Source organism: Chryseobacterium sp. JUb7 (genome assembly GCF_024806495.1).
Classification (GTDB): Bacteria; Bacteroidota; Bacteroidia; order Flavobacteriales; family Weeksellaceae; genus Chryseobacterium.
Genome location: NZ_JANUFF010000010.1, coordinates 146,508 through 170,182 on the forward strand (window position 1 = coordinate 146,508; position 23,675 = coordinate 170,182).

Below are 23,675 nucleotides of genomic sequence, written 5' to 3' on the forward strand. Positions count from 1 at the left end.
GTTTTAAGTTGTTATTTATTAGTTATTATTTGTTGGGCAATAGCATCACATCCTTTATCGAGAAGCTGAAATACCTCTTCAAATTCTTTCATTTCGCCCCAGTAAGGATCAGGAACTTCTGCATTTTCGTGATCTCCCAGAACTTCTAAAAATAATGAAACTTTTTGTCTCTGTTCTTCATTTGTAGTTTTTGAAACCACATCTGCCAACACATCAATATCCATGCAAAAGATCTTATCAAAGGTTTCAAAATCAGCTTTTGTAATGGGTCTGGATCTCTGTTTTGAAATATCAATATGATGGTTTTCCGCCGTTTTTATAGCTCTTCTATCGGGATGCTTTCCCTCATGCATTGAAATCGTCCCTGCAGAATCCACAAAAAAGCTTTCTGGGACTTTGGTTTTCATAATTCCCTCTGCTAAAGGACTTCTGCAAATATTCCCCAGACAAACCATTAATATTTTCATGTGTTTTTCAATTAAAAAGGATATGTATTTTATTTCAATTCAGCAAAACTAAACAAAAAATGAAGAATAAATTTTATTCTCCATTTTCATTATATAAATTAAATTATTGCTTACTGTTTAATTTTCTCCGTCAAATCTTTAACGTATTTCTTAATTTCTTTATCAATTTTAGAAACATCTTTTATAGTATCACAAGCATACATTACCGTTGAGTGATCCTTTCCTCCCATTTCTTCACCGATTTTAGTGAATGTGGAGTTCGTGAACTCTTTTGAGAAATACATTGCTAATTGTCTTGGTAATGCAATTTCTCTTTTTCTTGTTTTGGATAAAAGCTGTTCTTTCTTGATTCCGAAATAATCACAAACCACTTCCTGAATATAAGGAATATTGATGATCTTTTTCTGATTAGCCGCGATTTTATTAATGGTATCTTTTAATAACTCAAGGCTTAAATCTCTTTTATAGATTGTAGAATAAGCAATTACTGAATTGATAACTCCAATAAGTTCTCTTACATTGGTTTTCGTTTCGGTGGCTAAGAAATCAAGCATATCATCAGGAAGAACAATTCCGTCTCTGCTTAATCTGTCTACAATAATCTGTCTACGAGTCTGTAAATCCGGTGATTTGATTTCTGCAGAAAGTCCCCACTTAAAACGGGAAACAATCCTGTCCTGAATATCCATAATATCTGCCGGAGCCTTATCAGAAGTTAAGATAATCTGCTTTCCGTTTTGATGCAGATAATCAAATATATGGAAGAAGCTATCCTGAGTTGCCGATTTACCCGACAAAAACTGAATATCATCAATAATCAAAACGTCTACCATCTGATAGAAGTTAGCAAATTCTGTCTGCTTATGAGCTTTTGCAGCTGAAATAAACTGCTGGATAAATTTTTCAGAAGATAAATAAAGAACTACTTTGTCCGGAAACTGGCTCTTTACTTCTAAACCAACTGCCTGCCCTAAGTGTGTTTTTCCTACACCGTATCCTCCATATAAGAACAATGGGTTGAAAGCGGTTGCACCCGGTCTTTTTGCAATTGATCTCGCTACTGTAGCAGCAAATTTATTACTTTCCCCTTCTACATAGTTATCAAAAGAGAAATCGGCTTTTAAATTGGAATCAATATTTACTTTTCTGATTCCCGGAACCACAAACGGGTTTACTATATTTGACGAAAAACCTTGCGGCATCGTTTCCTGCATCTTTGGAGTAGGAACTGTATTCCCCTTCATATTCATTGTAACGGGCTTTTCTAAACCTGAAGGTTTATTTTCCATTACAGAATACCATAATTTAACTCCTTTTCCAATGTTTTTCTTCAGGGCAGCAGAAAGCAAGGACAGGTAGTTATCCTCAATATATTCCTTGTAAAAATCACTCGGAACCATCAATGTAAGATTGTTCTGAACCAAAGAAATTGGCTGAACTTTATCAAACAGGAGGTCGAAAGATTTTTCAAGCTTTTTTAAATCAGAATTATCTTCAGCAGCGTTTAAATTATCACGCATAAACTGAAGGCACTTCTGCCATATCAACATTAAATTTTCATCCATAATTTATGCCCCGATTAACTCTTGGTTAGTACTTTTTTTAGAAGGATGACAAAGGTCCAATATTTTCTTTTCAAAAAAAAATATTGCGGCTATTGATTATTTAAAAATATATTTGTATGTCTAAAATACACCTTACTATGATATACACAACACACTCAATACGAGTACGTTACGCGGAAACTGATCCTATGAAATATGTGTACTACGGAAACTATGCACAATACTTTGAAGTTGCCCGGGTTGAACTTTTTCGAAGCATCGGAATGTCATATAATGAGATTGAAAATCAAGGAATTTGGTTACCGGTTTCCGACTATAAAATTAAATATTTAAGACCTGCTTTATATGACCAAAAATTAGAAATCCGAACTTTCGTAAAAAAAATACCCGGAGTGAAAATTGAATTCGAGTATGAAATTTATAATGAGGAAAATATAAAAATAACAGAAGCTTCCACCACTCTGTTCTTTTTGGATGCAAAAACCAATAAAGTAATCAAGTGTCCAGATTTTCTGATGGAACTTATTGAAAAAAACTGGAAATATTGATTAGGTGGGATTCGGGGTTTCAGGTTTTGCGTTTAGCAGAGTTCATCCTTAAGCCTTTGAAACCTCATCACTTTTCACTACATTTAAAATTCAAATACATAACAGATATATAATGAAGATTGCATTTTTGGGTCCTCAGGCCAGCTTCACACAACTGGCAGCTACCCAACTTTTCCCTGATGAAGAGCTTTTACCACAAACGAACATCCTGGACTGTTTTACCGCTGTAGAAAACGGAGACGTAGAAAAAGCGGTTGTTCCTCTGGAAAATTCTATTGAAGGTACTGTTTCCATGACCCTGGACTATTTATATAAGACTCCGCATATCAAAATTGAAGCAGAAGCTGTGATGCCGATTGCTCACCACCTGATGATCCATCCGGAAAACAATTCGGAAGAAATTGAGAAAATCTACTCTCATCCCCAGGCCTTAGCACAAAGTTTCCACTTTCTGGATACTCATTATAAAGATGTTCAGAAACAGGATTTTTCATCTACCGCTGCCGCCGCCAAATATATTTCCGAACATCCGGATCTTAAAAGAGCAGCTGTGGCCAATCAGTTTGCTGCTAATTTATACGGATTGAAAATTATTCACCGGAATATTCAGGATTTTGAACAGAACCATACCAGATTCATTGTCATCTCCAAAACGTCTTCTGCTTATGAAAACAGTGAGCTAAAACCTTTGGGAAGCAAATCTGCTTTATTAATTACCCTACCCGAAGATCATGCCGGAGGCCTACACCAGGTACTTTCGGTATTTGCGTGGCGAAAAATGAACCTCAGCAAAATAGAGTCCCGAACTTTGAAAACTGGCTTGGGAAATTATTTCTTCTTTATTAATGTTGCCGGAGAATGGCTACCTACGCTTCATGAAAATTCACTAGAAGAACTTAAAGCAATTAATGCAAAAGTAGATTTTCTTGGAAATTACAAAGAATACTTACTCGACAGCTAATCTATTATGAAAATTTTCTATCAAAAACAGATTATTTATTGATTTTTGAAATGATTTTTTGTCACATAAATTGCAATTTTAGATTCTGAAAATCTTTCAAAAATTTATTTTCAGGTAAAAATGTCTCCTTTATAAGTCGATCCTGTCACATTTTATGACAGGATTTTCAATTGAAAAAAATCACTATTTAGGGAATATTAATAAATTATATTTGATTAAACTATAAATTTAATTTTCGACATTCATAATATAACCGTATTTATTATTATTTTATCAATTAAAAATTTGACTATACTTAAATTATTTCTATTAAATTTAGTTAAACATTTAAAATCATCAAAACAGCGGGCATGATTTTTGCATATGTTTCTCCAAACTAACTGAGGATAAAACCATTAACTAAATTAAATTTTTAAACATGAAAACTAGAATTTGTAGTTTACTTTTGGCATTAAGCGGTTTTAGCGCTTTCTCACAGGTTGGGATTAATACCCCGACTCCCACAGCCACCCTCGATGTGAACGGAACTCTAAAAGTTCGAGACACCCCTCAAGCAACCGCACTTCCTGGTTATCAGATCATGGCGGTCAATTTGGGAAGTACGCAGGTCATGCGTGTAGACCCTCAATTAATAGCTGATATTGCTATTAATACAGCCAGCACTAATACCAGTGTGTATGCTGCTAAAAAGACATCAGGAATCAGCTTACTGAGTTTAGGACTTTTCCCATCCGGATTCAGAGCTGTTAACTTCGTTGCCAGTGAAAGAACTGTAGGAACTGCCGGACTATTTACGGATACAGACAACAGCTACACGATTCCGACTTCAGGAATTTATGCTGTTGGATTTGCTTTCCGTTACGGATCAGGATTACAGGCCGAAATCTTATCAAATTCTCCGGGGATCGGAATTGTAAGAACAAGAGCAGGAGTTGCCACATTGATTGACAGCCGAACATTCAGTGGAGCCAACCTTATTCTTTTAAGTTTGACCATCTCAGAAACGAATATTAATTCAGTTTATACTTTTCAGGCGGGAGATAAACTTTCTTTTGGACTGACAGGATCTAATGCTCTCTCCGTCGGGTTATTAGGCTCCAGTGTCTCTTCATTTTATATTTACAAAATATCAAATTAATAAATTATATTTACTATAGCAGAAGATTAATCCACCTTAGAAATAGGGTGGATTAATTATTTGACACCTATTTCAGTCAAATCGATTATATTTGATTGTAAATAAATCCACGAATGACCAATTCACTTATTATTTTTGTTTTCATAGTTCTCATTATTTTAATCTATATCAGCTTCTATAATAAAATCAGGAATCTGGAAGATAAAATTTCGGAACTCAGCAAAAAAATAGATATCAGCAATACAGCCCGGGCAGAAATAAAAGACAGTCCGGCAGTACCAAATCAAAATATTACTTTTGATATTCCTCAGGAAATAAAAAACAAGAATAAGGAAACCCTTCATCCCGAAGAACAGATGGACTGGCTTGCTCCGGTTTTTGATTTTTTAAAACAAAACGCATTAACGATTATCGGAATTTTCACTCTGGTTTTAGGAATAGGATATTTTGTGAAATACGCCATCGATAAAAACTGGATCGGTGAATCGGCAAGAGTGGGAATAGGATTTTTCATTGGTGTTTTATTGATCGGAACCGGTCATTTCTTAAGAAAAAACTACGCCGTATTTTCTTCAATTATTATGGGCGGCGGAATTACTGTTTTATATTTTACCACAACCATTGCATTCAGAGAATATCATCTTTTTAAACAAAATACAGCTTTTGGGATCACGTGTTTGATTACCCTAATATCAATTGCCCTTTCCTATTTTTATAAAAATGAAATATTAATAATTTTTTCTTTATTTGGAGGGTTTCTTGCTCCACTGATGATTAGTAATGGTCAGAGTAACTATCCTTTTTTACTCATTTATCTTACGATTCTGAATATCGGAATGCTCGCCATTGTTTTCCTTAAAAACTGGAAAAGCGTGGGCTGGATTTCCTACGTTTTCACCACAGCCTACCTGCTATACTGGACGGCAGAAAAAACAGAAATCCTGACTGTCTATTTTTATATAGCTACCTATATTATTTTTTACGTATTTGCATTACAGGAGTATATTAAGAAAAATATACTTTCCACGTTTAATATTTTAATGCTTGTCTTAATCAATTCTTCAAGCATCCTTGGCATCGCTTATATTTTCAATCAGGAGAATTATCAGCCTGTCATTATTTTTCCTTTAATTTTCGGCTGTATCAATGCCTATTTACTATACAGAGAATATCAAAAGAAAAATTTCGGAATCAACTATTCTGTATTCGCAGGAATCAGCATCAGCCTGCTGACTATTGCTATTGCCCTTCAATTCAAAACCCATTTGATCACAAGCGTGTGGGCTGTGGAAGCTACATTATTGTTGTTTATCTGGAAAAAAACAAATCTTAATATTTTCAAAATCTGTTTTTACATTCTTTTTCCGCTTGTTATTATTGCACAGATGATGACATGGGGCGAATACCTTGATGCAAAAAGTTTAAATATTATTTTCAACCCTGTTTTCTTAACAAGCCTGGTAACCGTTGCAACGACTTTTACAAATTTAATCTTACTGAGAAAAATACCAGAAAACAACCAGTCGGAAAATAGCTTTTATGAAAATATGTTTAAAATATTAAGTTTTGGAGTTATTTATATCTCCTTATTACTCGAAATTATATACCATATTTCCGAACAGCCATTTATAAATATTGCAACTTATACTCTGCTTTTCAGTATTTATTATATATTCGCATTACTAACATTCCGTAAAAAACTGGATATCAACGCCTATCTTGAATCCGGAATTATATATTTGTTTCTTATTTTAGTTTTTTATCATACGGCCTTTTCAGGAACTGAAATTTCCGGAAATATCCTGCGTCAAAAAACAGATCTGCAGTTTTATTTCATTTATCTTCTTTATCTGATTCCATTTGTCTTTGTGATCTGGAAGTTCTTTACAACATCAGGTTTCTTCAAAACAAAGACCTCTTACTGGGCAATTGCAGGCCTGCTTACAGCAGTTGTAAGCTATGAATTAAACCATCTTTATATACTGGGAAGCACACCAACGATATCTGATTTTTATCCGCATCAAAAACATTTCAGCATTTTATATCTTCCTATTATATGGGCTGTTCTGGCAAGTATTTTTATCTATTCAGGGCTTAAACAAAGTATTCCTGAACTGAGCCGAATCGGCTTTTCACTGATCGGAATTATGATTTTAAAACTATATGCTTATGACATTTGGCAGATGGATAATGTTTCTAGAATAATAGCTTTTATCATCTTAGGGATCATTCTGTTATTGAGTTCTTTTACATTCCAAAGATTAAAAAATATCATTATCAATCTTGTGGACAAAAAAGAAGAAAACAATGAAAATGAGAGTTTAAAATCTTAACAAAAGACATTATTACTATATAATATTCAAATTATCTTAAAAATCCATTTACATTTTATAAAATTTAACTATATTTATCGAGTTTTTAATAGTTACATATTCTATCAATTATGAAAAAATTACTCTACTCTTTTTTAATATTCTCTTCAGCAAGTTTATTTGCTCAGAAGAACCCTACTACCAAATTCGCTGTTGCCAATGATATTGTCGGAACAGTAGACATGTTTACCGGTAAAGAAAATATCATACAAGGTAAACAGGTATATAAAACGGCTGCCAGCCTTCCTCAGAATCTTAAAAAATTCGGATATATTGCTGATAACGGCTTAGTGGAATATAAGTTCAAAAAAGGATACGAAGGACAGGACAGACTGACTTTGGCTCAAATAAATGAAGGGCATGGCGTACCAAAAGATTCTCCGGTTTTTGTAGACGGATATGAGTTCTCAAATCCTGATACGATGATCTACGCTGAAATTTTAAATAATGTGGAGGTGAAAGACAACAATGGTAAAAAATCGGTATTTGCTATTTCTAAACTTAAGTAATTTCTAAACACATATTGTAAAAAGGATACTCAGCTGAGTATCCTTTTTTAGTATTTATGATTCCATTTTTTCTTCAATTCTTCGTATATTTTTTTTTCTGTAGCATTATTTCCGGGTTCATATAATTTGAGATCTTTAATTTCCTCAGGAAGAAAATCCTGCTCTACAAAACTACCTTCATAAGAATGGGCATATTTATATTCCTTTCCGTAATCCAGATCCTTCATCAGTTTTGTAGGTGCATTTCTAAGGTGTAACGGAACCGGCAGATTTCCTGTTTTTTTCACCAGAGCCAACGCTTCGTTAATTGCCATATAGGCCGAATTACTTTTCGGAGAAACCGCGAGATAAATCGCTGCTTCGCTTAAGATGATTCTGGCTTCCGGATTTCCGATAACATTCACCGCCTGAAAACAATTGTTCGCAACAACCAGCGCATTGGGATTAGCCAAACCTATATCTTCAGCTGCCAGAATCAGCATTCTTCTCGCGATAAACTTAATGTCTTCTCCTCCGGCAATCATCCTTGCCAGCCAATACACGGCGCCATTAGGATCACTTCCCCTCATCGATTTGATGAATGCTGAAATAATATCGTAATGCTGTTCTCCATTTTTATCATACAGTGCCATTGTTTCCTGTAAAACTTCCAGAACATCTTCATTTTTGATTTCTTTCTTTTGAGAGTTTATATATTGATTCAATACCAGTTCTACAGAATTAATCAACTTACGGCCATCTCCTCCCGAATATTGGATGAAAGCTTCTTTTTCCAGAATTTTAAAATCTGTTCTTTCATCTTTATTGTACCTTGAAGAAGCAATATCAATTAATTCTTCCAATTTTTCATAGCTTAATGCTTTCAGAATGTAGACCTGGCTTCTGGAAAGCAGTGCCGAAACCACCTCAAAGCTCGGATTTTCTGTGGTTGCTCCAATTAAAACAATATAACCCTTTTCTACAGCATGCAGTAAAGAATCCTGTTGAGACTTATTAAAACGGTGGATCTCATCAATAAATAAAATTGGCGACTTCCCTGAAAACAAATTCTGCTTCCTGGCATCTTCAATAACATCCCGAACATCTTTCACGCCCGAAGAAACGGCAGAAAGTTTATAAAATTTACGACCTGACTTTTCAGAGATAATCTCAGCCAGCGTTGTTTTACCCGTTCCCGGTGGTCCCCATAAAATAAGAGAATTCAGGGTATTGTTTTCAATCATTTTTCTTATGGTCCCCCGCTCTCCGGTAAGGTGTTCCTGCCCCAGAACATCTTCTAATGTTTTAGGTCTCAGTTTTTCAGCTAATGGAATATTTTGGCTCAAAATTTCTTAATTAGGTTTTATAGTAAAATTGGATTTAATGATTAATTAAATTAACATAAACCGCTTTAATTATATAATAATAACTAATTTCAATTATTCGTAAACATAACGAAAATAGCTATGGCAGTCACAGCTTTCACAAGTCTGAAACTTCTAACAAATTTAAACTAATTTTCATTTTTTTACCCTATTTTTGCATTGTTTTGAAACTTACATTCAACAAAATCATCACTTTTCCTTTGGTAATTTTAATCAGATTTTACCAATGGTTTATCTCGCCCATACTTCCCAAAAACTGTCGTTACGAGCCCACCTGTTCACATTATATGGTGAAAGCACTGCAGGTCCACGGTGTTTTTAAAGGATTTTGGCTGGGAGTGAAAAGAATTTCAAGATGTCACCCTTGGGGAGGAAGCGGCTACGATCCTGTACCTCCAAAAGATTAAAATCAACAAATAAATTATTAAAAAAATAGAAATGAATAATATTTTTTTCAGAATCTACCTTGTCGTATTTGCATTTATCACCCAATGCTTTTTTGCACAGGAATATCCGGGAGGCTTGTCAGACGGAACTTTAAAAGTCGGAGCAACAGAAGTTCCTGTAAAGATCTATTCTACTACAGAACTTAGTAATCTGAATTATTTTTCAGAGAAAAGGACAGAAGGCAATACCTTAATTATTCTGAACAAGTCGAATCTTGAGCAGGATACTTATGGTAACAGTTCCATGATTTTAAATAAGTTTAAAGCAGAAAACTACCAGTTCTTCGACAAAAACTTTAAGCTGATTGAAAGTCCTATTACTCAGGACAATATCCAGGCGTTCAAATATGCAGTGAAATCAGCCAAGCCTATTAACGGTTCTGAAAATGTACAGCTGGAAACCCCTTTTAAAATCTGGGATCCTTCTACAGGTATTCATTTGGGACCTGTTACTCTTCATTTTTACAGCCTGATGTTTATTTTCGCTTTTGGGTTCGGTTATATTTTAATGACCTTAATTTTCAAGATCGATAATGTTAATCAAAAATATTTAGAGCCTCTTTTTACATGGACATTGGTCGGAACTATTCTTGGAGCAAGAATGGGACACGTTATTTTCTATCAGCCTGAATTGTTCAAAGAAGACTTCTGGAGCGTATTTTTACCGATCAGTACGAAGAATGGCTTAAAATTCACAGGGTTTTCTGGGCTGGCAAGTCACGGAGCAACTATAGCTTTGATTTTTACTACGCTTTATTATTCATTCAAAATCATCAGAAAAAACCCTTTCTGGGTGTATGACAGACTTGGAATCGTGGTATCTCTGGGAGGAGCTTTTGTAAGAATGGGTAACTTTTTCAACTCTGAAATCGTTGGAAAGCCGGTAGACCCTAACTCTCCTTTTGCTTTACTTTTCCCACAGCAAAGCAGCGAATATGGAATAACAGTACCCCGTTATCCTACTCAGTTGTTTGAGGCATTCGGATACATTTGTCTATTTGTCTTACTATGGATTTTATACAGAAAAACCAATAAAAAATATCAGCAGGGATGGTTATTTGGATTGTTCTTCATTATTCTTTGGGCCATCAGATTCTTTGTTGAATTCTTAAAAATGCCTCAGGGAGATGAGTTCATCGAATTTGCAGGTTTGAATACAGGGCAGATCCTTTCTATTCCTTTTATGATTGCAGGAGCCGTAATCATGATTTACTCTAAAAAATTCAAAATTACTCAGGCTGAAAATGAAAAGCCGGAATAATTTAAAACACCTATAATAAAAGCGAGGCTTGTCGATCGACAAGCCTCGCTTTTATTTTGGAGAACAGATAATTTATTATCTTATCGTTTTACAAATCAATTGCAACTTTGCTATTTAGCTCCTTAAAAACTTTTCCTATTTCATTAATAACATCCGTTGGAAGCATAGATTCTTTAGAATATTTTTCAGCGGCCAATTCACCGGCTTTTCCATGCAGCCAGACTCCAAAAATGGCAGTATATTCTTCTGAATACCCTTGTGCCAACAGTGATGTAAGAATTCCGGTAAGAATATCTCCGCTTCCTCCTTTGGCAAGCCCTGCATTTCCGGTAATATTATAAAAAACATTTCCTTCCGGAGTTATAATCTGTGTATGATGGTCTTTTAAAACAATATAAATCCCGAGTTCTTCAGCCTTTTTTCTTCCCAGCTCCAATCTTTCAAAAGAATTTTTTGTCGCCCCGAATAATCTCTCAAACTCTTTTGGATGCGGAGTAATTATTGATTTTTTGGGTATTATTTTTAAGCTTTTTTTATCTTTTGATATAATATTTAAAGCATCAGCATCCAGAACCAGAGGCTGTGAATAATTTTTTAAAAACTGAAGTATACTTTTTTCTGTTTCAGCGTCTGTTCCTAAACCGGGACCAACTCCATATACTGAATGCTCATCAACTTCAATATGATCAATACAATCAGAGCCGCCTTCTATAAAAATAGCTTCAGGACAAGAACTCTGGAGAATTTCATACCCGCATTTTGGTGCCAGTGTAAAGGTTAATCCTGCTCCTGTTTTCAGGGCTGACTGGGTTGATAAAACAGCAGCTCCCATCTTTCCATAGCTTCCTCCGATGATACATGCTTTCCCATACGTTCCTTTATGTGAAAAATCTTCTCTTGGTTTGAATATTGTTTTGATCATTTCCTCATCGATGACAAAATTTTCCGTGTCAGTTTGAGCAATATAATCTTCACTTATATCAATATTCAGAATCTTAACCTTTCCTGTATATTTTCCTGTTTCCGGATGAAGAAAACTTTTCTTCCAGGATTGAAAACTTAGGGTATAATCTGATTTAAGAACTGAAGAGTCTTCTGTAGAAATAATATCAGAAAAAAGCCCTGAAGGCATATCAATGGATATTTTCACATTAGGTTTTACATTTAAAGTGTCGATCAAATCTTTAAATTCACCATCCAAATTTCTCGATAACCCTGTACCGAAGAGAGCGTCAATGATGATTGTCCTTTTATCGAAGCGATAATTTTCTGCTTCATTTAGATTTCTAACCATTATCCCTGAAAACTCTTTTAATTCCTTAAGATTTTCACCTGCATCTTTTGAGAATTTAGCTTTTGGATTAACAAAAACATCAATATCAAAACCTTTTAGATAAAGCATTCTGGCAATAGCAAAACCATCTCCGCCATTATTTCCGCTGCCACAAAATATGGCAAAATTCCTGTGATTCTTACAGTTTTCTGTGATCCATTTTACACATGCGTGTGCAGCTCTTTCCATCAGATGAATGGAAGGAATAGGTTCATTTTCAATAGTATATTGATCTCCGTGTCGAATTTGATCTGCTGTGAAAATTTTCATAATATTTATATATCGCTAACTCATTAAGTGTAAACCAATTTACAAAAACTATTAATATATTTTTAAGCCAAAAGGCTAAAAAAGTCTAAAAGTTTTCATAATTTTAAGCATAGTTTTGCATAAACAATTATTAAAAAAATATAAATTATGGGATTTTTAAAAGAATTTAAAGAGTTTGCTGTCAAAGGTAACGTGATCGATCTTGCTGTCGGTGTAATCATTGGAGGGGCATTCGGAAAAATTGTTTCCTCACTGGTGGACGATGTTATCACCCCACTATTACTGACACCGGCAATGAAAGCTGCCCACGTTGAAAACATCAAAGATCTATCATGGAATGGTGTTACTTACGGTAATTTTCTATCAGCAGTAATCAGCTTTTTATGTATCGCATTTGTTTTATTCTTGATGATTAAAGGAATCAACAGACTGTCTAAACCAAAAGAAACAGCGGCTCCGGTTGTTACGGAAGATCAAAAATTATTAACTGAAATCAGAGATCTACTGAAAAGCAAAAACAACATATAATTAAAAAAATAGCACCTCAATATAAGGTGCTATTTTGTTTTTATATTTTCTTTACAGACTATTGAATCTGTAAAATACTTGAGATCTGTTCTGCTAAAGACAACCCGATTCTATCCTGAGCCTCCAATGTTGAAGCGCCTGTATGAGGGGTTAAAGATATTTTTGAATGATTCAGAATATCTTTTGAAGGTGTCGGTTCATTAATGAAAACATCAAGACCTGCAAACTTCACTTTTCCTGAGTCTAAAGCTTCAATCAGAGCAGATTCATCAATCACTCCACCTCTGGAGCAGTTTACAATCGCTACTCCGTTCTTCATAATGTCAAACTCATTTTTACCAATCATATACCCGTCCTTTTGAGCAGGTACATGAAGAGTAATAAAATCTGAATGTTTTAAAACTTCCTGAAGTGGTTCTGTTTCAATATCTACATTGATAAACTGCTTGTTGTAGAAGGTAACTTTAATGCTTGCTTTTCCTACATTATTATCTGCAGCAATCACTCTCATTCCAAGTCCTAAGGCAATTTTTGCAACTTCCTGTCCTATTCTTCCCATCCCTACAATACCGATTGTTTTACCTTTCAGCTCAATACCTTTAGCATAAGCTTTTTTAAGACCTGCAAATTCTGTATCTCCTACCAAAGGCATTTTTCTGTTGGAGTCCTGCAAAAACCTGGCTCCTGAAAATAAATGGGCAAAAACCAGCTCAGCAACCGATTCTGAAGATGCAGAAGGTGTATTGATTACATGGATTCCTTTTTCTCTTGCATAATCTACATCAATATTATCCATTCCGACACCACCTCTTCCGATGATCTCTATCGACGGACAATGATCAATAATATCCTTTCTTACCTGTGTAGCACTTCGTACCAAAATAGCACGGATTTTGTGCTCATTAATGTAATCTACCAACAGCTCCTGCGGAACTTTTGTAGTAATCACCTCGAATCCTTTCTCAGTCAGTGCATCAATTCCAGATTGATCCAAACCGTCGTTTGCTAAAACTTTCATAAATACTTTATAATTATCTTTAAAAAAATTAAAGATTAAAGGATTAAAAATTCACCGGACAGTAAAATAATTTAATCGTTTAATCTTTATATTATAATTTTAATCTTCTTCTTTGAAAACCTCAATTGTTACCTGCTTTTCCACCAAATCAGTGAATTTACCTTTGTATCTTGTTGCTCTTACCAGGTGATTATCAATCCAGTGATAATTTCCACCTCTTGGTTTTCCGCACAAAACACTGTGGTATTTAAAGCCATGCTTGTCTAACCAATCAATTGTAATTTGTTTTAAATTTTCAGTTCTTGAAGTGAAAAAACAAATCTGGTGACCTTCATCATACCATTTATTGACTGTTTCCAAAGCATCAGGGAAAGGTTCACAGGTTACCATTCTCTCCGGTTCTTCATTAGGAACATCTTCCGTAATTGTTCCATCGATATCAATTAAGTAGTTTTTTACTCCGTCCTTCAGTATAGGACTTATGTGCTCTATGTATTCTAGTTCCATCATGAAATTTTGAATTGCAAAGTTATGACTTTTACACCAAAAAGGCTTCTTAAACTTAGTTTATATTAAAAAAATTACTCAAAAAAACATTATTTAATAAATAACACCCATTATTAAATGACGAACATCCTAATTTAGATTGATATTTTTCTCTGTTTATAAGGATGAATTAAGATATATTTGGTATTATTATTGGTAAAATTTAAAAATGAAAATGAAAATATTTACCCTTGGACTCTGTTCTCTAGTTTTTTTATCGTGTAGTAAAGATAAACCGCAAAATACGGCTGTGGAAAAATCCGACAGTGTAGCCGTACATCATACCGATACAGCAGCGTCTTCTGAAAAAACAGCAGCGACGACAGATAAAGCGCTTAAAACTGAAGCTGCTTTATACACATTAATTAAAGAGTCAAAACAAAGTTCGGGAGCGATTAATAAAGCAGATATCGACCAACTCCCTGAATCTCTGAAAGCCATTGCAGCCTTATACAGCGGACTTGGCGGATCGAACTGCAGTGATGGAAGTTGTGAACTGACAACCGCATTGGATTTGGGAAAACAGGGATCACAGGCACAAAAAGATCTGGTAAAGAAATGGTTTGGAAATGATAAAGCCGCTGAGCAGTTAATTTCTCAGGACTTTTATCAGGCGCCCAACTCCTCTTCAAACTTTTCAGATTTCAGCTACCTTACGATTCAGCAGAACGGAGATATGGTCTCTGTAAATTATGATCTTATGATTTATAGTCACGGGCAGACAAGTCATATCAAAGGTCCGGATCAATACAAAATCAATGGAAATACAATTGAAACCCTGAACAGAAATATCTGGAAAGACGTAAAATAATTTCCGCTTAATACAACAAAAAGTCATTTTTCGAGTTGAAAAATGGCTTTTTATTTATATTTGAACAATACCAGAAATGATGAAAAGAATTTTAGCTTTGGTTTTCAGTTTCACCGGATGGTTTGCATTAATTATGCAATATAACCTGATGCTGGAACACTCGGATCTTCCTTTTTGGGAAATTACAATCAGATTTTTCAGTTATTTTACAATTCTTACCAATTTAATTGTTGCTGCTTATTTTACTTTTCAGATTTTTAACAGAAACCCGGATAAAAAATCAGGAACACTTACTGCTATTACCGTTTACATTCTTATTGTAGGGTTAATTTATCAGATTATTTTGCGGTCAACCTGGAATCCGACAGGGATGCAAAAACTTGTCGATGAACTCTTGCATACCATAATTCCCGTTCTGGTTGTTACTTATTGGTACATATTCGAAAATAAAACCAGCCTGAATTACAGACACATCTTAAAATGGTCAATATATCCTCTTCTGTATCTCATATACATCCTTATTCGCGGAAATTTTTCCGGATTTTATCCTTATCCATTTATAAATGTTTCTGAAATAGGTTTTACAAATGTGATCATTAATTCCTTCTGGATTCTTATCTTTTTTACGGGCCTGTCAGTAATACTGATTAAAATCGGTAAAACATTCAACCAATAAGTTACTGAAGATTGGCCGATTTTTAAATAATTAAAAGAACGCATTGCCTATGATATCATTCTTTTTCATTTCAAAAAACAGGAAGTTTTACAAAAAATTTCCAAAATACATTTATTAAACTTACATTTGTAAGAATGGAAGAATTCGTAGTTTTAGTAGATCCTAAAGACAACGTTTTAGGTTTGATGGAAAAGCAGCAGGCACATGTCAACGGCTTATTACACCGTGCTTTTTCCGTATTTTTGTTCAACACCAAAGGTGAAATGCTTTTACAGAAAAGAGCCAAAGGAAAATATCACTCTCCTTTGAAATGGACCAATACGGTCTGCTCACATCCAAAAAATGGTGAAAGCTATCATCAGGGTGCTGTCCGCAGATTAAAAGAAGAATTGGGAATTCAAACCGATCTTACAGAAAAATTCCACTTCATTTATAAAGCAGATGTTGGAGGCGGACTCTGGGAACATGAGCTGGATCATATTTTTATAGGAACTTTTGAAGATGAATTTAGCTTTAATCCAGATGAAGTGGCTGAAGTAAGATATATCTCCTTTGAAGATCTGGACAAAGAAATATCTGAAAATCCTGAAAACTTTACAGAATGGTTTAAAATCATCCTTGAAGAATATAAACACCATTTTTAGATTGATGAAGAAAATTATTCTGGCATTTGTTTTTTTGTCTGCCAATCTTATATTAGCGCAAAAAGCAGATGTTTATGACAGTCCCACCTACTCTATCAATGTTCCTGAAAACTGGAAAGCTACCAATGACAGCGATATTGTAAACGTATTTCCATCCAGTGAAATCGGAGCCATTACCATTTCAGAATATCATGATCTGGATATTCCAAAAGAAGAAATTAAAAAATTTATCCTTGCTCTTTATAAATCTTCCGATGAAGAAGCCAAAATAAAAAGCAGCAAAAGTAAAAAAGGATACACTGAATATTTTTACGAATATTTCGACGAAAAAGATAAATTATTCTGGATCACTAAAGTTTTCCAGAAAGAAAAAGATTTGTACCTGGTTTCTATAAACTGCGGTCAAAAATACTGGAACGGAAACTATATGAGTCTTTTTCAGGAAACCTTTAATAGTTTTAAAATAAAGAAATAAATTAAATATGAAGAAAACAGCATTGTACGACAAACACGTTTCTTTAGGAGCTAAAATCGTACCTTTCGCAGGTTTTGAAATGCCTGTACAGTATTCGGGAGTAACGGAAGAGCATTTTGCAGTAAGAGAAAAAGCAGGATTGTTTGATGTTTCTCACATGGGGCAGTTTTTTGTGGAAGGTCCTGGTGCTAAAGATCTTTTGCAGTTGGTAACAACAAATAATGTAGATGCTTTAGAAAACGGAAAAGCTCAGTATTCTTGTCTTCCAAACGAAAATGGAGGAATTGTAGATGATCTTATTGTTTACAAAATCGAGGATAACAAATATTTTGTGGTTGTCAATGCCTCAAACATTGAAAAAGACTGGAATCATATTGTAAAATTCAACAAGTTTGATGCTACTTTAACGAATGCTTCAGACGATATGTCTCTATTGGCTGTTCAGGGTCCGAAAGCAACTGGAATTCTTCAAAAATTAACGGAAACCAACCTTTCTGAAATTCCTTATTACAACTTCACTGTTGGTTCTGTTGACGGAGTTGAGAACGTAATTATCTCAAATACAGGTTACACAGGAAGCGGTGGTTTCGAAATTTATTTCAACAACGAATCTGCAGAAAAACTTTGGGATGCGATCATCGAAGCAGGTCAGGAAGAAGGAATTATTCCTTGTGGATTGGCTGCCAGAGATACTTTGAGACTTGAAAAAGGATTCTGTCTTTACGGTAATGATATCGATGACACCACTTCTCCAATCGAAGCTGGTTTGGGATGGATCACGAAATTCGATAAAGAATTTATTTCTAAAGAAACTTTCGCAAAACAAAAAGAAGAAGGTGTTACAAGAAAATTAGTAGCTTTCGAATTGACTGATAAAGGAGTTCCAAGACACGATTATCCTGTAGTAGATGCTGAAGGTAATGTGATTGGAAAAGTAACTTCAGGAACTCAGTCTCCTATGAAAAAAATAGGTTTGGGTCTTGCCTATGTAGACAAACCTCACTTTAAATTGGGTTCTGAAATCTTTATTCAGGTAAGAAATAAAAATATTCCTGCAAAAGTGGTGAAAGCTCCTTTCGTATAATTGAAATAAGATATTTATAGAAAAGCGTTTCGTAGATTTTACGAAGCGCTTTTTATTTTTTAGGAGCAGATTCCCGCTTTCCACTGTATCTTTTGTTACTCTTCGCTACACAAAAGGATGTCGTTGCAATCGGGCTAGGGCGTTTGTCCAAGTATTCAAATGTTGGGTACACAAATCTGTTCATAAAAATTATCCAATAACTTATTTGAGATTGCTTCGTCGCTTCGCTCCTCACAATGACTAGTTCACACCAAAAAACGCCTGTAAAGCCGCAACATTAGTTTTGTCATTTCCTACAAAAATCTCTTTATCTGTAAGGAAAACCGGGCGCTTCAGGAAAGTATAATGATCCAGCAATAGTTCCTTGAAATCCTTTTCTGTTAAAGATTTTACATCCAATCCTCTCAATTTGATCTGAGTAGATTTTCTGCTAAAAAGAGCTTCGTAAGATTTTGTTTTTTCATGCATTTCCCTAAGCTCATCCTCTGTGATCGGTCCTTTTTTGATTTCACGAAGTTCCCAGTCTGAAAGATCAAATTGCGCTAAAATTTTTCGACACGTATCGCACGTATTAAGATAAAATACTTTCTTCATTATAATTTTAAATCTGTTGTTTATTAAAATTCAACTTTGTAAAAGTTTCAGTCTTCAAAAGTAGGATTTAATCTAAGATTTTGAAAATTATTAAATACCTTTATTCAATCAAAAATTTTGTGGAAATGGAAAACAAACCTATTACTTTTCAGTTTATTTCAGAACCTTCAGATGTGAACTACGGAGGAAATGTACATGGAGGAAGCGTTATGAAATGGATTGATCAGGCGGGATATGCCTGCGCAACGACTTGGAGCGGAAATTATTCCGTAACGGTGTATGTTGGAGGAATCCGTTTCTATGAACCTATTAAAATCGGAGAAATTGTAAAAGTGGAAGCTCAGGTGATCTATACAGGTTCTTCAAGTATGCATATTTCAATCAATGTATTTTCAAGAAATCTGAAACAGCCGAATTTTGATAAGAAAACCCACTGTATCATTGTTTTTGTTGCGGTGGATGAAAATGGTAAAAAACTTCCCGTTCCCAAATGGATTCCCAGCACTGAAGAAGAAAAGCAACAGGAGCAGTACGCCAAACGCCTGATGGATCTCAGAACACAGATCGAAGACGAAATGAAGCCTTTTCTGTAATGACCAGAGAAGATTTTATTAAATTATCTTCACTTGGATTTTTAAGTCTATATTCCTGTGGAATCTCTAATCTGAAAATGAATAAAAAACCATTGGCTATTCAATTATATACCGTTCGTGATGCGGTTTCAGAGAATCTGGAAAAGGCATTAGAAAAACTGGCAGATCTTGGATTTTCAGAATTAGAAATCTACGGTTACAACGGAACATTTTTTGGAAAAAGCAGGAATGAATTTCTTGCTATTCTAAAAAATGTGGGTTTAAAAGTTATCAGCTCTCATCATACCACAGGAATTCTGCATCAGGAAAAAGGAACTTTGATCAATGATTGGGAAAAATCTATTGAAGATTTACATTTTATCGGTTCAAAATATATGGTCTGCTCTTATCTTTTTCCCGAAGAAAGAACATTTGAAAATTATAAAAAACTTCCCGAATTACTTAATAAATCAGGAGAGCTGACGGGTAAAGTAGGAATTCAATTCGCTTATCACAATCATGATTTTGAGTTTGAAAAACTAGATGCACAGCAGACAATCTATGATTTTATATTAGAAAACACATCTTTTGATTCAGTTAAAATGGAACTGGACTTATATTGGATTTCAAAAGCTGGTTTAGACCCATTATTCTATTTCGAAAAATACCCGAAAAGATTTCCGTTGTGGCATATAAAGGATATGAAGCTTAAAACGAAAGATTTTGCAGAAATCGGGAATGGAACTGTCGATTTTAAAAGAATTTTTGAAGCTAAAGAAAAAGCAGGATTAAAAGATTGGTTTTTGGAACAGGATTCCAGCGATAAAAATATTTTTGAAAGCATACAAATCAGCAAAAAGTATATTTCTGAACATAATTTCTTTACAAAATAATTTCTATCTTTGTTAAACAAAAGGAAATGGTGTTCTTCCTTACCCAACCGCCTTCAAAAAGCTGATGACGCCTGATTAAAAGATTATTAACAATAATTGAATCAGGAAAATTATGTCTAAACATCAACGAACTTTCAGCAGCAAAACAAAATTTCATACTCAATTTTTCTTTAGAAAATTTCCGGCTTTGCCTTATATTTTTAAGTGGTTTTGTATCAGTCTCATTATCGGAGCATTGGTAGGAACAGCTTCTGCAGGCTTTTTACAATCATTGGAATGGGCAACTCACTTCAGAGAAAATCACATTTGGATGATTGCATTTCTTCCGATTGCCGGTTTTTTGGTCGGACTTTTATATTATTATTTCGGGAAAGATGTAGAAGCAGGAAACAATTTATTGCTCGAAAACATTCACGAACCGAAAGAAATTATTCCTTTCAAAATGGCTCCGTTTGTTTATCTCGGAACGATCGTCACGCACTTTTTCGGAGGTTCTGCAGGTCGTGAAGGAACGGCTTTGCAAATGGCAGGAGCTATCGCCGATCAATTAACAAAACCTTTTAAACTTGATCAAAACGAAAGAAAAATTTTAATTATTTCTGCGATTGCTGCGGGTTTTGGTTCTGTTTTTGGAACTCCTTTGGCTGGAGCAGTTTTCGGACTTGAAGTTTTCCTGATCGGAAAAATTCGTTACAATGCTATTTTTCCTGCTTTTGCATCTGCAATTTTAGCAGACTGGGCAACTAATCTTTGGAATGTAAAACACACCCATTATCATATTGATTTTATTCCGAAACTTGAATTTCTTCCTGTCTTATACAGCATTCTGGCAGGAATTGCTTTCGGAATCTGTGCTGCTACTTTCAGCAAAGTTATTCATTGGGTGGGTACTGTTTTCAAATCCAAAATAAAATATCCTCCGTTTCGTCCTGTAATTGGGGGAATTATTGTTGCTGCATTAGTTTTTTCAATGGGAACGACAAGATACATCGGTCTGGGAATTCCAGTCATCTTAGAATCCTTTGAAAAACAGCTCCCTCTGTATGATTTTGTCATTAAAATGATATTAACGATTGTGACCCTTTCGGCTGGATTTAAAGGCGGTGAAGTCACTCCTTTATTCTTTATCGGAGCGACATTGGGCAGTGCGTTATCTCTATTCATACCATTACCATTTGGTTTGCTGGCAGGAATGGGATTTGTCGCAGTTTTCGCTGGAGCTACCAATACTCCTCTAGCCTGTATGCTGATGGGAATTGAATTATTTGGGGCAGAATGTGGGATTTATGTTGCAATTGCCTGCATTGTATCTTATTTATTTTCTGGAAATAACAGCATTTACACCAAACAGAAAATTGGTGAAGCAAAAAACAGAAGATTTGAGAATCTCAATGATAAAAGTTTTTCTGATTTGTAGATTGGTTGATAGGTACTGGTTATTGATCTAAATTTGTAATTTTATAAGAAACTGTCAACAATCAGTTAAAAACCAACAACTAAAATGTTCGATTACAGACTAAAAGTTTTTCATACCGTAGCAACCAGATCGAGTTTCACAAGAGCCTCGGAAGAACTTAATATTTCACAACCTGCTGTTACCAAACATATTAAGGAAATTGAAAATCAGCTTAACACCAAATTATTTGACAGAAAGGGAACGTCCATTCAATTGACGCCCAGTGGTAAAATTCTGTTTGAATATGCTGAAAAAATAAGAAATATTTATCGTGATCTGGAATTCGAAATCAATCAGATCAATCAACAGCATAAAGGAAAGTTAATTATCGGAGCCAGCACGACGGTTGCCCAATATATTCTGCCTGAAATTCTGGCAAAATTCAACGCTTATTATAAAGACTTAAAAATCGAATTGATCACACATAATACAGAAATAATTTCGGAGCTGCTGAAAGAGGGTAAAATTGATTTGGGAATTATTGAAGGAGAATCTCAGTCAAATTATTTTGAATATAAAATCTTTAAAGCAGATGAAATTGTTTTGGTTGCAAAAGCCGGTCATCCTTTAGTCAATAAAACACTTCATTTAAAAGATCTGTATACTGTAGACCTGGTTTTCAGAGAACAGGGTTCCGGATCTTTGGAATTCATTCAAAACCGACTGAAAGAAAAAGGGCTTAATATTAATGAGCTTAATGTAATTATGCAGCTTGGAAGCAGTGAAAGTATTAAAAACTATCTTATTCACTCAGACTCTATGGCTTTTTTATCCATCAGCACCATTTTAAACGAGCTGAAAAACAACCAACTAAGCATTATTGATATTAAAAACTTCAGTATTGAAAGAAACTTTCATTTTATCCTTCCGAAAGGAGAACAATCTGAGCTTATCCAGTTATTTTTAAAGTTCATCAGTTATAACTAAAAGTTATCTTATATAACAAAATACAATTTACTTTGTTATGATAAATTGTAGAGTTTTGAGCTATGATTTCAAAACTTTACAATGTGAAAAATTTCATTCAAAATGAAAGATCACAAAAAATAATTTTTATTTTATTAGCTGTTATTTGTTTAACGCCTATCGTTTCTTCCCCCATAGCGTTACTTCTGGGATTTATTTTAGCAATTATTATCGGAAATCCATTTGAGAAAAATCTGCATCAGTATATTCATTTATTACTGCAGATTTCAATCGTCGGATTAGGCTTTGGGTTAAAACTTGATGAGGCATTAGAAGCCGGAAAATCGGGACTTATATTAACGGTCATCAGTATTTTAACCGTTATGATTTCAGGATATTTTATCGGGAAGCTTCTAAAACTCGAAAGACCTTTATCTTATTTAATTTCTGTGGGTACAGCCATTTGCGGTGGAAGTGCTATCGCCGCAACCTCTCCAATTATTAAACCTAATACGAAGCAGATTTCTCTGGCATTGGCGATTATTTTTACTTTAAATTCCATCGCGCTGTTTGTTTATCCTGCGGCCGGGCATTTTCTGAATCTGACGCAGGAACAGTTCGGGTTGTGGTGTGCCGTGGGAATCCATGATACAAGTTCCGTTGTGGGAGCAGCAGGTAAATATGGAAATGAAGCCCTTAAAATCGCAACAACCGTTAAATTAGCCCGTGCTTTATGGGTTATTCCTGTTTCTCTTATTACGATGATTATTTTTAAAAACAAGGAGTCAAAAATTAAAATTCCATGGTTTATCGGATATTTTATACTGGCAATTTTGCTGAATACTTATTTTCCTTTCTTCAGTGCTTTCAGTTTAGGAATTAATGTTTTAGCAAAATCAGGATTGAATCTGACCCTTTTTTTCATTGGTTCTACCCTTTCGATTCAGACTTTAAAAACAATTGGAATGAAACCTCTTGCTCTGGCGGTTTTCCTTTGGATTTTCATTAGTGCTGGAAGTCTAGTCTTTATTCTTAATTTTGATTAATTTCTTAAAAATGCCAACATCCCTAGCCCCGATTGCAGCATTTGTCTGAGCTCATTTTTTTGGGTTTCGGGGGGGGGGGGGGGGGGGGGGGGGGGGGGGGGGGCCGGGGGGGGGGGGGGGGGGGGGGGGGGGGGGGGGGTGGGGGGGGGGGGGGGGTGGTGTGTTTTTTTTTTTTTTTTTTTGGGGGGGGTG

The 23,675-nt window shown here is 34.8% G+C and carries 25 protein-coding genes and 1 riboswitch; of the genes, 18 read left to right on the forward strand and 7 right to left on the reverse strand.

What is annotated here, in order from left to right:
• Nucleotides 1–11: 11 nt before the first annotated feature.
• Nucleotides 12–467, reverse strand: coding sequence for a low molecular weight protein-tyrosine-phosphatase (locus tag M2373_RS17145; RefSeq protein WP_259112338.1), 456 nt, complete (start codon nt 465–467; stop codon nt 12–14).
• 110 nt (nt 468–577) lie between these two features.
• Nucleotides 578–2,032 carry a chromosomal replication initiator protein DnaA gene (gene dnaA / locus M2373_RS17150; RefSeq protein WP_259112340.1) on the reverse strand — a complete coding sequence of 485 codons (1,455 nt, stop codon included), beginning with the start codon at nt 2,030–2,032 and terminating at the stop codon, nt 578–580.
• 137 nt (nt 2,033–2,169) lie between these two features.
• On the opposite strand from dnaA, the gene M2373_RS17155 reads away from it, so the two are divergent.
• The 5 genes from M2373_RS17155 to M2373_RS17175 all read left to right on the forward strand — a co-directional run bounded on the left by M2373_RS17155 (nt 2,170) and on the right by M2373_RS17175 (nt 7,560).
• Nucleotides 2,170–2,580 (forward strand): thioesterase family protein, encoded by a 411-nt coding sequence (locus tag M2373_RS17155; RefSeq protein WP_259112375.1) that lies wholly within the window; start codon nt 2,170–2,172, stop codon nt 2,578–2,580.
• Nucleotides 2,581–2,692: 112 nt separating this feature from the next.
• Nucleotides 2,693–3,541, forward strand: a complete 849-nt coding sequence (pheA, locus tag M2373_RS17160) for a prephenate dehydratase (RefSeq protein WP_259112342.1) — start codon at nt 2,693–2,695, stop codon at nt 3,539–3,541.
• A gap of 418 nt (nt 3,542–3,959) precedes the next feature.
• Nucleotides 3,960–4,679, forward strand: coding sequence for a hypothetical protein (locus M2373_RS17165; protein WP_259112344.1), 720 nt, complete (start codon nt 3,960–3,962; stop codon nt 4,677–4,679).
• A 113-nt stretch (nt 4,680–4,792) separates the two neighbouring features.
• Nucleotides 4,793–7,012: a DUF2339 domain-containing protein gene (locus tag M2373_RS17170; RefSeq protein ID WP_259112345.1), complete on the forward strand. Its 2,220-nt coding sequence runs from the start codon at nt 4,793–4,795 to the stop codon at nt 7,010–7,012.
• 110 nt (nt 7,013–7,122) lie between these two features.
• On the forward strand, nt 7,123–7,560 hold the full coding sequence (locus M2373_RS17175; RefSeq protein ID WP_259112348.1) for a hypothetical protein: 438 nt from the start codon (nt 7,123–7,125) through the stop codon (nt 7,558–7,560).
• Nucleotides 7,561–7,607: 47 nt separating this feature from the next.
• Here the strand turns inward: M2373_RS17175 and M2373_RS17180 are convergent, their stop codons facing one another.
• Nucleotides 7,608–8,885: a replication-associated recombination protein A gene (locus M2373_RS17180; protein ID WP_259112349.1), complete on the reverse strand. Its 1,278-nt coding sequence runs from the start codon at nt 8,883–8,885 to the stop codon at nt 7,608–7,610.
• Nucleotides 8,886–9,088: 203 nt separating this feature from the next.
• Here M2373_RS17180 and yidD point away from each other — a divergent pair, with 203 nt between their 5' ends.
• Together yidD and lgt are read left to right on the forward strand one after the other, a co-directional pair.
• Nucleotides 9,089–9,331, forward strand: a complete 243-nt coding sequence (gene yidD, locus M2373_RS17185) for a membrane protein insertion efficiency factor YidD (RefSeq protein ID WP_259112351.1) — start codon at nt 9,089–9,091, stop codon at nt 9,329–9,331.
• 433 nt (nt 9,332–9,764) lie between these two features.
• Entirely contained in the window at nt 9,765–10,631 is an 867-nt protein-coding gene (gene lgt / locus M2373_RS17190; protein WP_409013213.1) for a prolipoprotein diacylglyceryl transferase, read from the forward strand.
• Nucleotides 10,632–10,719: 88 nt separating this feature from the next.
• On the opposite strand, the gene M2373_RS17195 is transcribed toward lgt, so the two are convergent.
• Nucleotides 10,720–12,234, reverse strand: coding sequence for an NAD(P)H-hydrate dehydratase (locus M2373_RS17195; RefSeq protein WP_259112353.1), 1,515 nt, complete (start codon nt 12,232–12,234; stop codon nt 10,720–10,722).
• Nucleotides 12,235–12,381: 147 nt separating this feature from the next.
• On the opposite strand from M2373_RS17195, the gene mscL reads away from it, so the two are divergent.
• The gene (gene mscL, locus M2373_RS17200; RefSeq protein ID WP_259112355.1) at nt 12,382–12,762 is read left to right on the forward strand and encodes a large conductance mechanosensitive channel protein MscL; all 381 of its coding nucleotides are present in this window, start codon (nt 12,382–12,384) and stop codon (nt 12,760–12,762) included.
• A gap of 58 nt (nt 12,763–12,820) precedes the next feature.
• On the opposite strand, the gene M2373_RS17205 is transcribed toward mscL, so the two are convergent.
• Nucleotides 12,821–13,780, reverse strand: a complete 960-nt coding sequence (locus M2373_RS17205) for a D-2-hydroxyacid dehydrogenase (RefSeq protein ID WP_259112356.1) — start codon at nt 13,778–13,780, stop codon at nt 12,821–12,823.
• Nucleotides 13,781–13,879: 99 nt separating this feature from the next.
• Entirely contained in the window at nt 13,880–14,287 is a 408-nt protein-coding gene (locus M2373_RS17210) for a phosphoheptose isomerase (protein WP_259112377.1), read from the reverse strand.
• A gap of 208 nt (nt 14,288–14,495) precedes the next feature.
• On the opposite strand from M2373_RS17210, the gene M2373_RS17215 reads away from it, so the two are divergent.
• The 5 genes from M2373_RS17215 to gcvT all read left to right on the forward strand — a co-directional run bounded on the left by M2373_RS17215 (nt 14,496) and on the right by gcvT (nt 18,016).
• Nucleotides 14,496–15,137: a hypothetical protein gene (locus M2373_RS17215; protein WP_259112357.1), complete on the forward strand. Its 642-nt coding sequence runs from the start codon at nt 14,496–14,498 to the stop codon at nt 15,135–15,137.
• 76 nt (nt 15,138–15,213) lie between these two features.
• Complete coding sequence (locus M2373_RS17220) at nt 15,214–15,813, forward strand: Pr6Pr family membrane protein (protein WP_259112359.1); 600 nt, start codon at nt 15,214–15,216, stop codon at nt 15,811–15,813.
• Nucleotides 15,814–15,947: 134 nt separating this feature from the next.
• Nucleotides 15,948–16,457, forward strand: a complete 510-nt coding sequence (idi, locus tag M2373_RS17225; protein ID WP_259112360.1) for an isopentenyl-diphosphate Delta-isomerase — start codon at nt 15,948–15,950, stop codon at nt 16,455–16,457.
• Nucleotides 16,458–16,461: 4 nt separating this feature from the next.
• On the forward strand, nt 16,462–16,932 hold the full coding sequence (locus M2373_RS17230; protein ID WP_259112362.1) for a hypothetical protein: 471 nt from the start codon (nt 16,462–16,464) through the stop codon (nt 16,930–16,932).
• Nucleotides 16,933–16,939: 7 nt separating this feature from the next.
• The gene (gcvT, locus tag M2373_RS17235) at nt 16,940–18,016 is read left to right on the forward strand and encodes a glycine cleavage system aminomethyltransferase GcvT (protein WP_259112363.1); all 1,077 of its coding nucleotides are present in this window, start codon (nt 16,940–16,942) and stop codon (nt 18,014–18,016) included.
• A gap of 240 nt (nt 18,017–18,256) precedes the next feature.
• Here gcvT and M2373_RS17240 read toward each other — a convergent pair whose 3' ends face one another.
• Complete coding sequence (locus M2373_RS17240; protein WP_259112364.1) at nt 18,257–18,610, reverse strand: arsenate reductase family protein; 354 nt, start codon at nt 18,608–18,610, stop codon at nt 18,257–18,259.
• 125 nt (nt 18,611–18,735) lie between these two features.
• On the opposite strand from M2373_RS17240, the gene M2373_RS17245 reads away from it, so the two are divergent.
• The 5 genes from M2373_RS17245 to M2373_RS17265 all read left to right on the forward strand — a co-directional run bounded on the left by M2373_RS17245 (nt 18,736) and on the right by M2373_RS17265 (nt 23,483).
• Complete coding sequence (locus M2373_RS17245; protein ID WP_047398300.1) at nt 18,736–19,203, forward strand: acyl-CoA thioesterase; 468 nt, start codon at nt 18,736–18,738, stop codon at nt 19,201–19,203.
• On the forward strand, nt 19,203–20,075 hold the full coding sequence (locus M2373_RS17250; protein ID WP_259112365.1) for a sugar phosphate isomerase/epimerase: 873 nt from the start codon (nt 19,203–19,205) through the stop codon (nt 20,073–20,075). The genes M2373_RS17245 and M2373_RS17250 overlap by 1 nt, the downstream gene beginning before the upstream one ends.
• A 13-nt stretch (nt 20,076–20,088) precedes the next feature.
• A riboswitch (Fluoride riboswitch) is annotated at nt 20,089–20,156 on the forward strand.
• A 31-nt stretch (nt 20,157–20,187) separates the two neighbouring features.
• Nucleotides 20,188–21,492, forward strand: coding sequence for a voltage-gated chloride channel family protein (locus tag M2373_RS17255; RefSeq protein WP_259112366.1), 1,305 nt, complete (start codon nt 20,188–20,190; stop codon nt 21,490–21,492).
• An 84-nt stretch (nt 21,493–21,576) separates the two neighbouring features.
• Complete coding sequence (locus M2373_RS17260) at nt 21,577–22,458, forward strand: LysR family transcriptional regulator (RefSeq protein WP_259112368.1); 882 nt, start codon at nt 21,577–21,579, stop codon at nt 22,456–22,458.
• 62 nt (nt 22,459–22,520) lie between these two features.
• On the forward strand, nt 22,521–23,483 hold the full coding sequence (locus M2373_RS17265; protein WP_259112370.1) for a YeiH family protein: 963 nt from the start codon (nt 22,521–22,523) through the stop codon (nt 23,481–23,483).
• The last annotated feature ends 192 nt before the right edge of the window (nt 23,484–23,675 follow it).

Coding starts and splice junctions, on each gene's coding strand:
- M2373_RS17255 (WP_259112366.1), top strand. CDS start 20,188: ATGTCTAAACATCAACGAACTTTCAGCAGCAAAACAAAATTTCATACT.
- M2373_RS17195 (WP_259112353.1), bottom strand. CDS start 12,234: ATGAAAATTTTCACAGCAGATCAAATTCGACACGGAGATCAATATACT.
- M2373_RS17265 (WP_259112370.1), top strand. CDS start 22,521: ATGATTTCAAAACTTTACAATGTGAAAAATTTCATTCAAAATGAAAGA.
- gcvT (WP_259112363.1), top strand. CDS start 16,940: ATGAAGAAAACAGCATTGTACGACAAACACGTTTCTTTAGGAGCTAAA.
- M2373_RS17145 (WP_259112338.1), bottom strand. CDS start 467: ATGAAAATATTAATGGTTTGTCTGGGGAATATTTGCAGAAGTCCTTTA.
- M2373_RS17165 (WP_259112344.1), top strand. CDS start 3,960: ATGAAAACTAGAATTTGTAGTTTACTTTTGGCATTAAGCGGTTTTAGC.
- M2373_RS17210 (WP_259112377.1), bottom strand. CDS start 14,287: ATGGAACTAGAATACATAGAGCACATAAGTCCTATACTGAAGGACGGA.
- M2373_RS17175 (WP_259112348.1), top strand. CDS start 7,123: ATGAAAAAATTACTCTACTCTTTTTTAATATTCTCTTCAGCAAGTTTA.
- M2373_RS17250 (WP_259112365.1), top strand. CDS start 19,203: ATGACCAGAGAAGATTTTATTAAATTATCTTCACTTGGATTTTTAAGT.
- M2373_RS17220 (WP_259112359.1), top strand. CDS start 15,214: ATGATGAAAAGAATTTTAGCTTTGGTTTTCAGTTTCACCGGATGGTTT.
- M2373_RS17205 (WP_259112356.1), bottom strand. CDS start 13,780: ATGAAAGTTTTAGCAAACGACGGTTTGGATCAATCTGGAATTGATGCA.
- mscL (WP_259112355.1), top strand. CDS start 12,382: ATGGGATTTTTAAAAGAATTTAAAGAGTTTGCTGTCAAAGGTAACGTG.
- idi (WP_259112360.1), top strand. CDS start 15,948: ATGGAAGAATTCGTAGTTTTAGTAGATCCTAAAGACAACGTTTTAGGT.
- dnaA (WP_259112340.1), bottom strand. CDS start 2,032: ATGGATGAAAATTTAATGTTGATATGGCAGAAGTGCCTTCAGTTTATG.
- M2373_RS17260 (WP_259112368.1), top strand. CDS start 21,577: ATGTTCGATTACAGACTAAAAGTTTTTCATACCGTAGCAACCAGATCG.
- M2373_RS17240 (WP_259112364.1), bottom strand. CDS start 18,610: ATGAAGAAAGTATTTTATCTTAATACGTGCGATACGTGTCGAAAAATT.
- M2373_RS17230 (WP_259112362.1), top strand. CDS start 16,462: ATGAAGAAAATTATTCTGGCATTTGTTTTTTTGTCTGCCAATCTTATA.
- pheA (WP_259112342.1), top strand. CDS start 2,693: ATGAAGATTGCATTTTTGGGTCCTCAGGCCAGCTTCACACAACTGGCA.
- M2373_RS17155 (WP_259112375.1), top strand. CDS start 2,170: ATGATATACACAACACACTCAATACGAGTACGTTACGCGGAAACTGAT.
- M2373_RS17170 (WP_259112345.1), top strand. CDS start 4,793: ATGACCAATTCACTTATTATTTTTGTTTTCATAGTTCTCATTATTTTA.
- M2373_RS17215 (WP_259112357.1), top strand. CDS start 14,496: ATGAAAATGAAAATATTTACCCTTGGACTCTGTTCTCTAGTTTTTTTA.
- M2373_RS17245 (WP_047398300.1), top strand. CDS start 18,736: ATGGAAAACAAACCTATTACTTTTCAGTTTATTTCAGAACCTTCAGAT.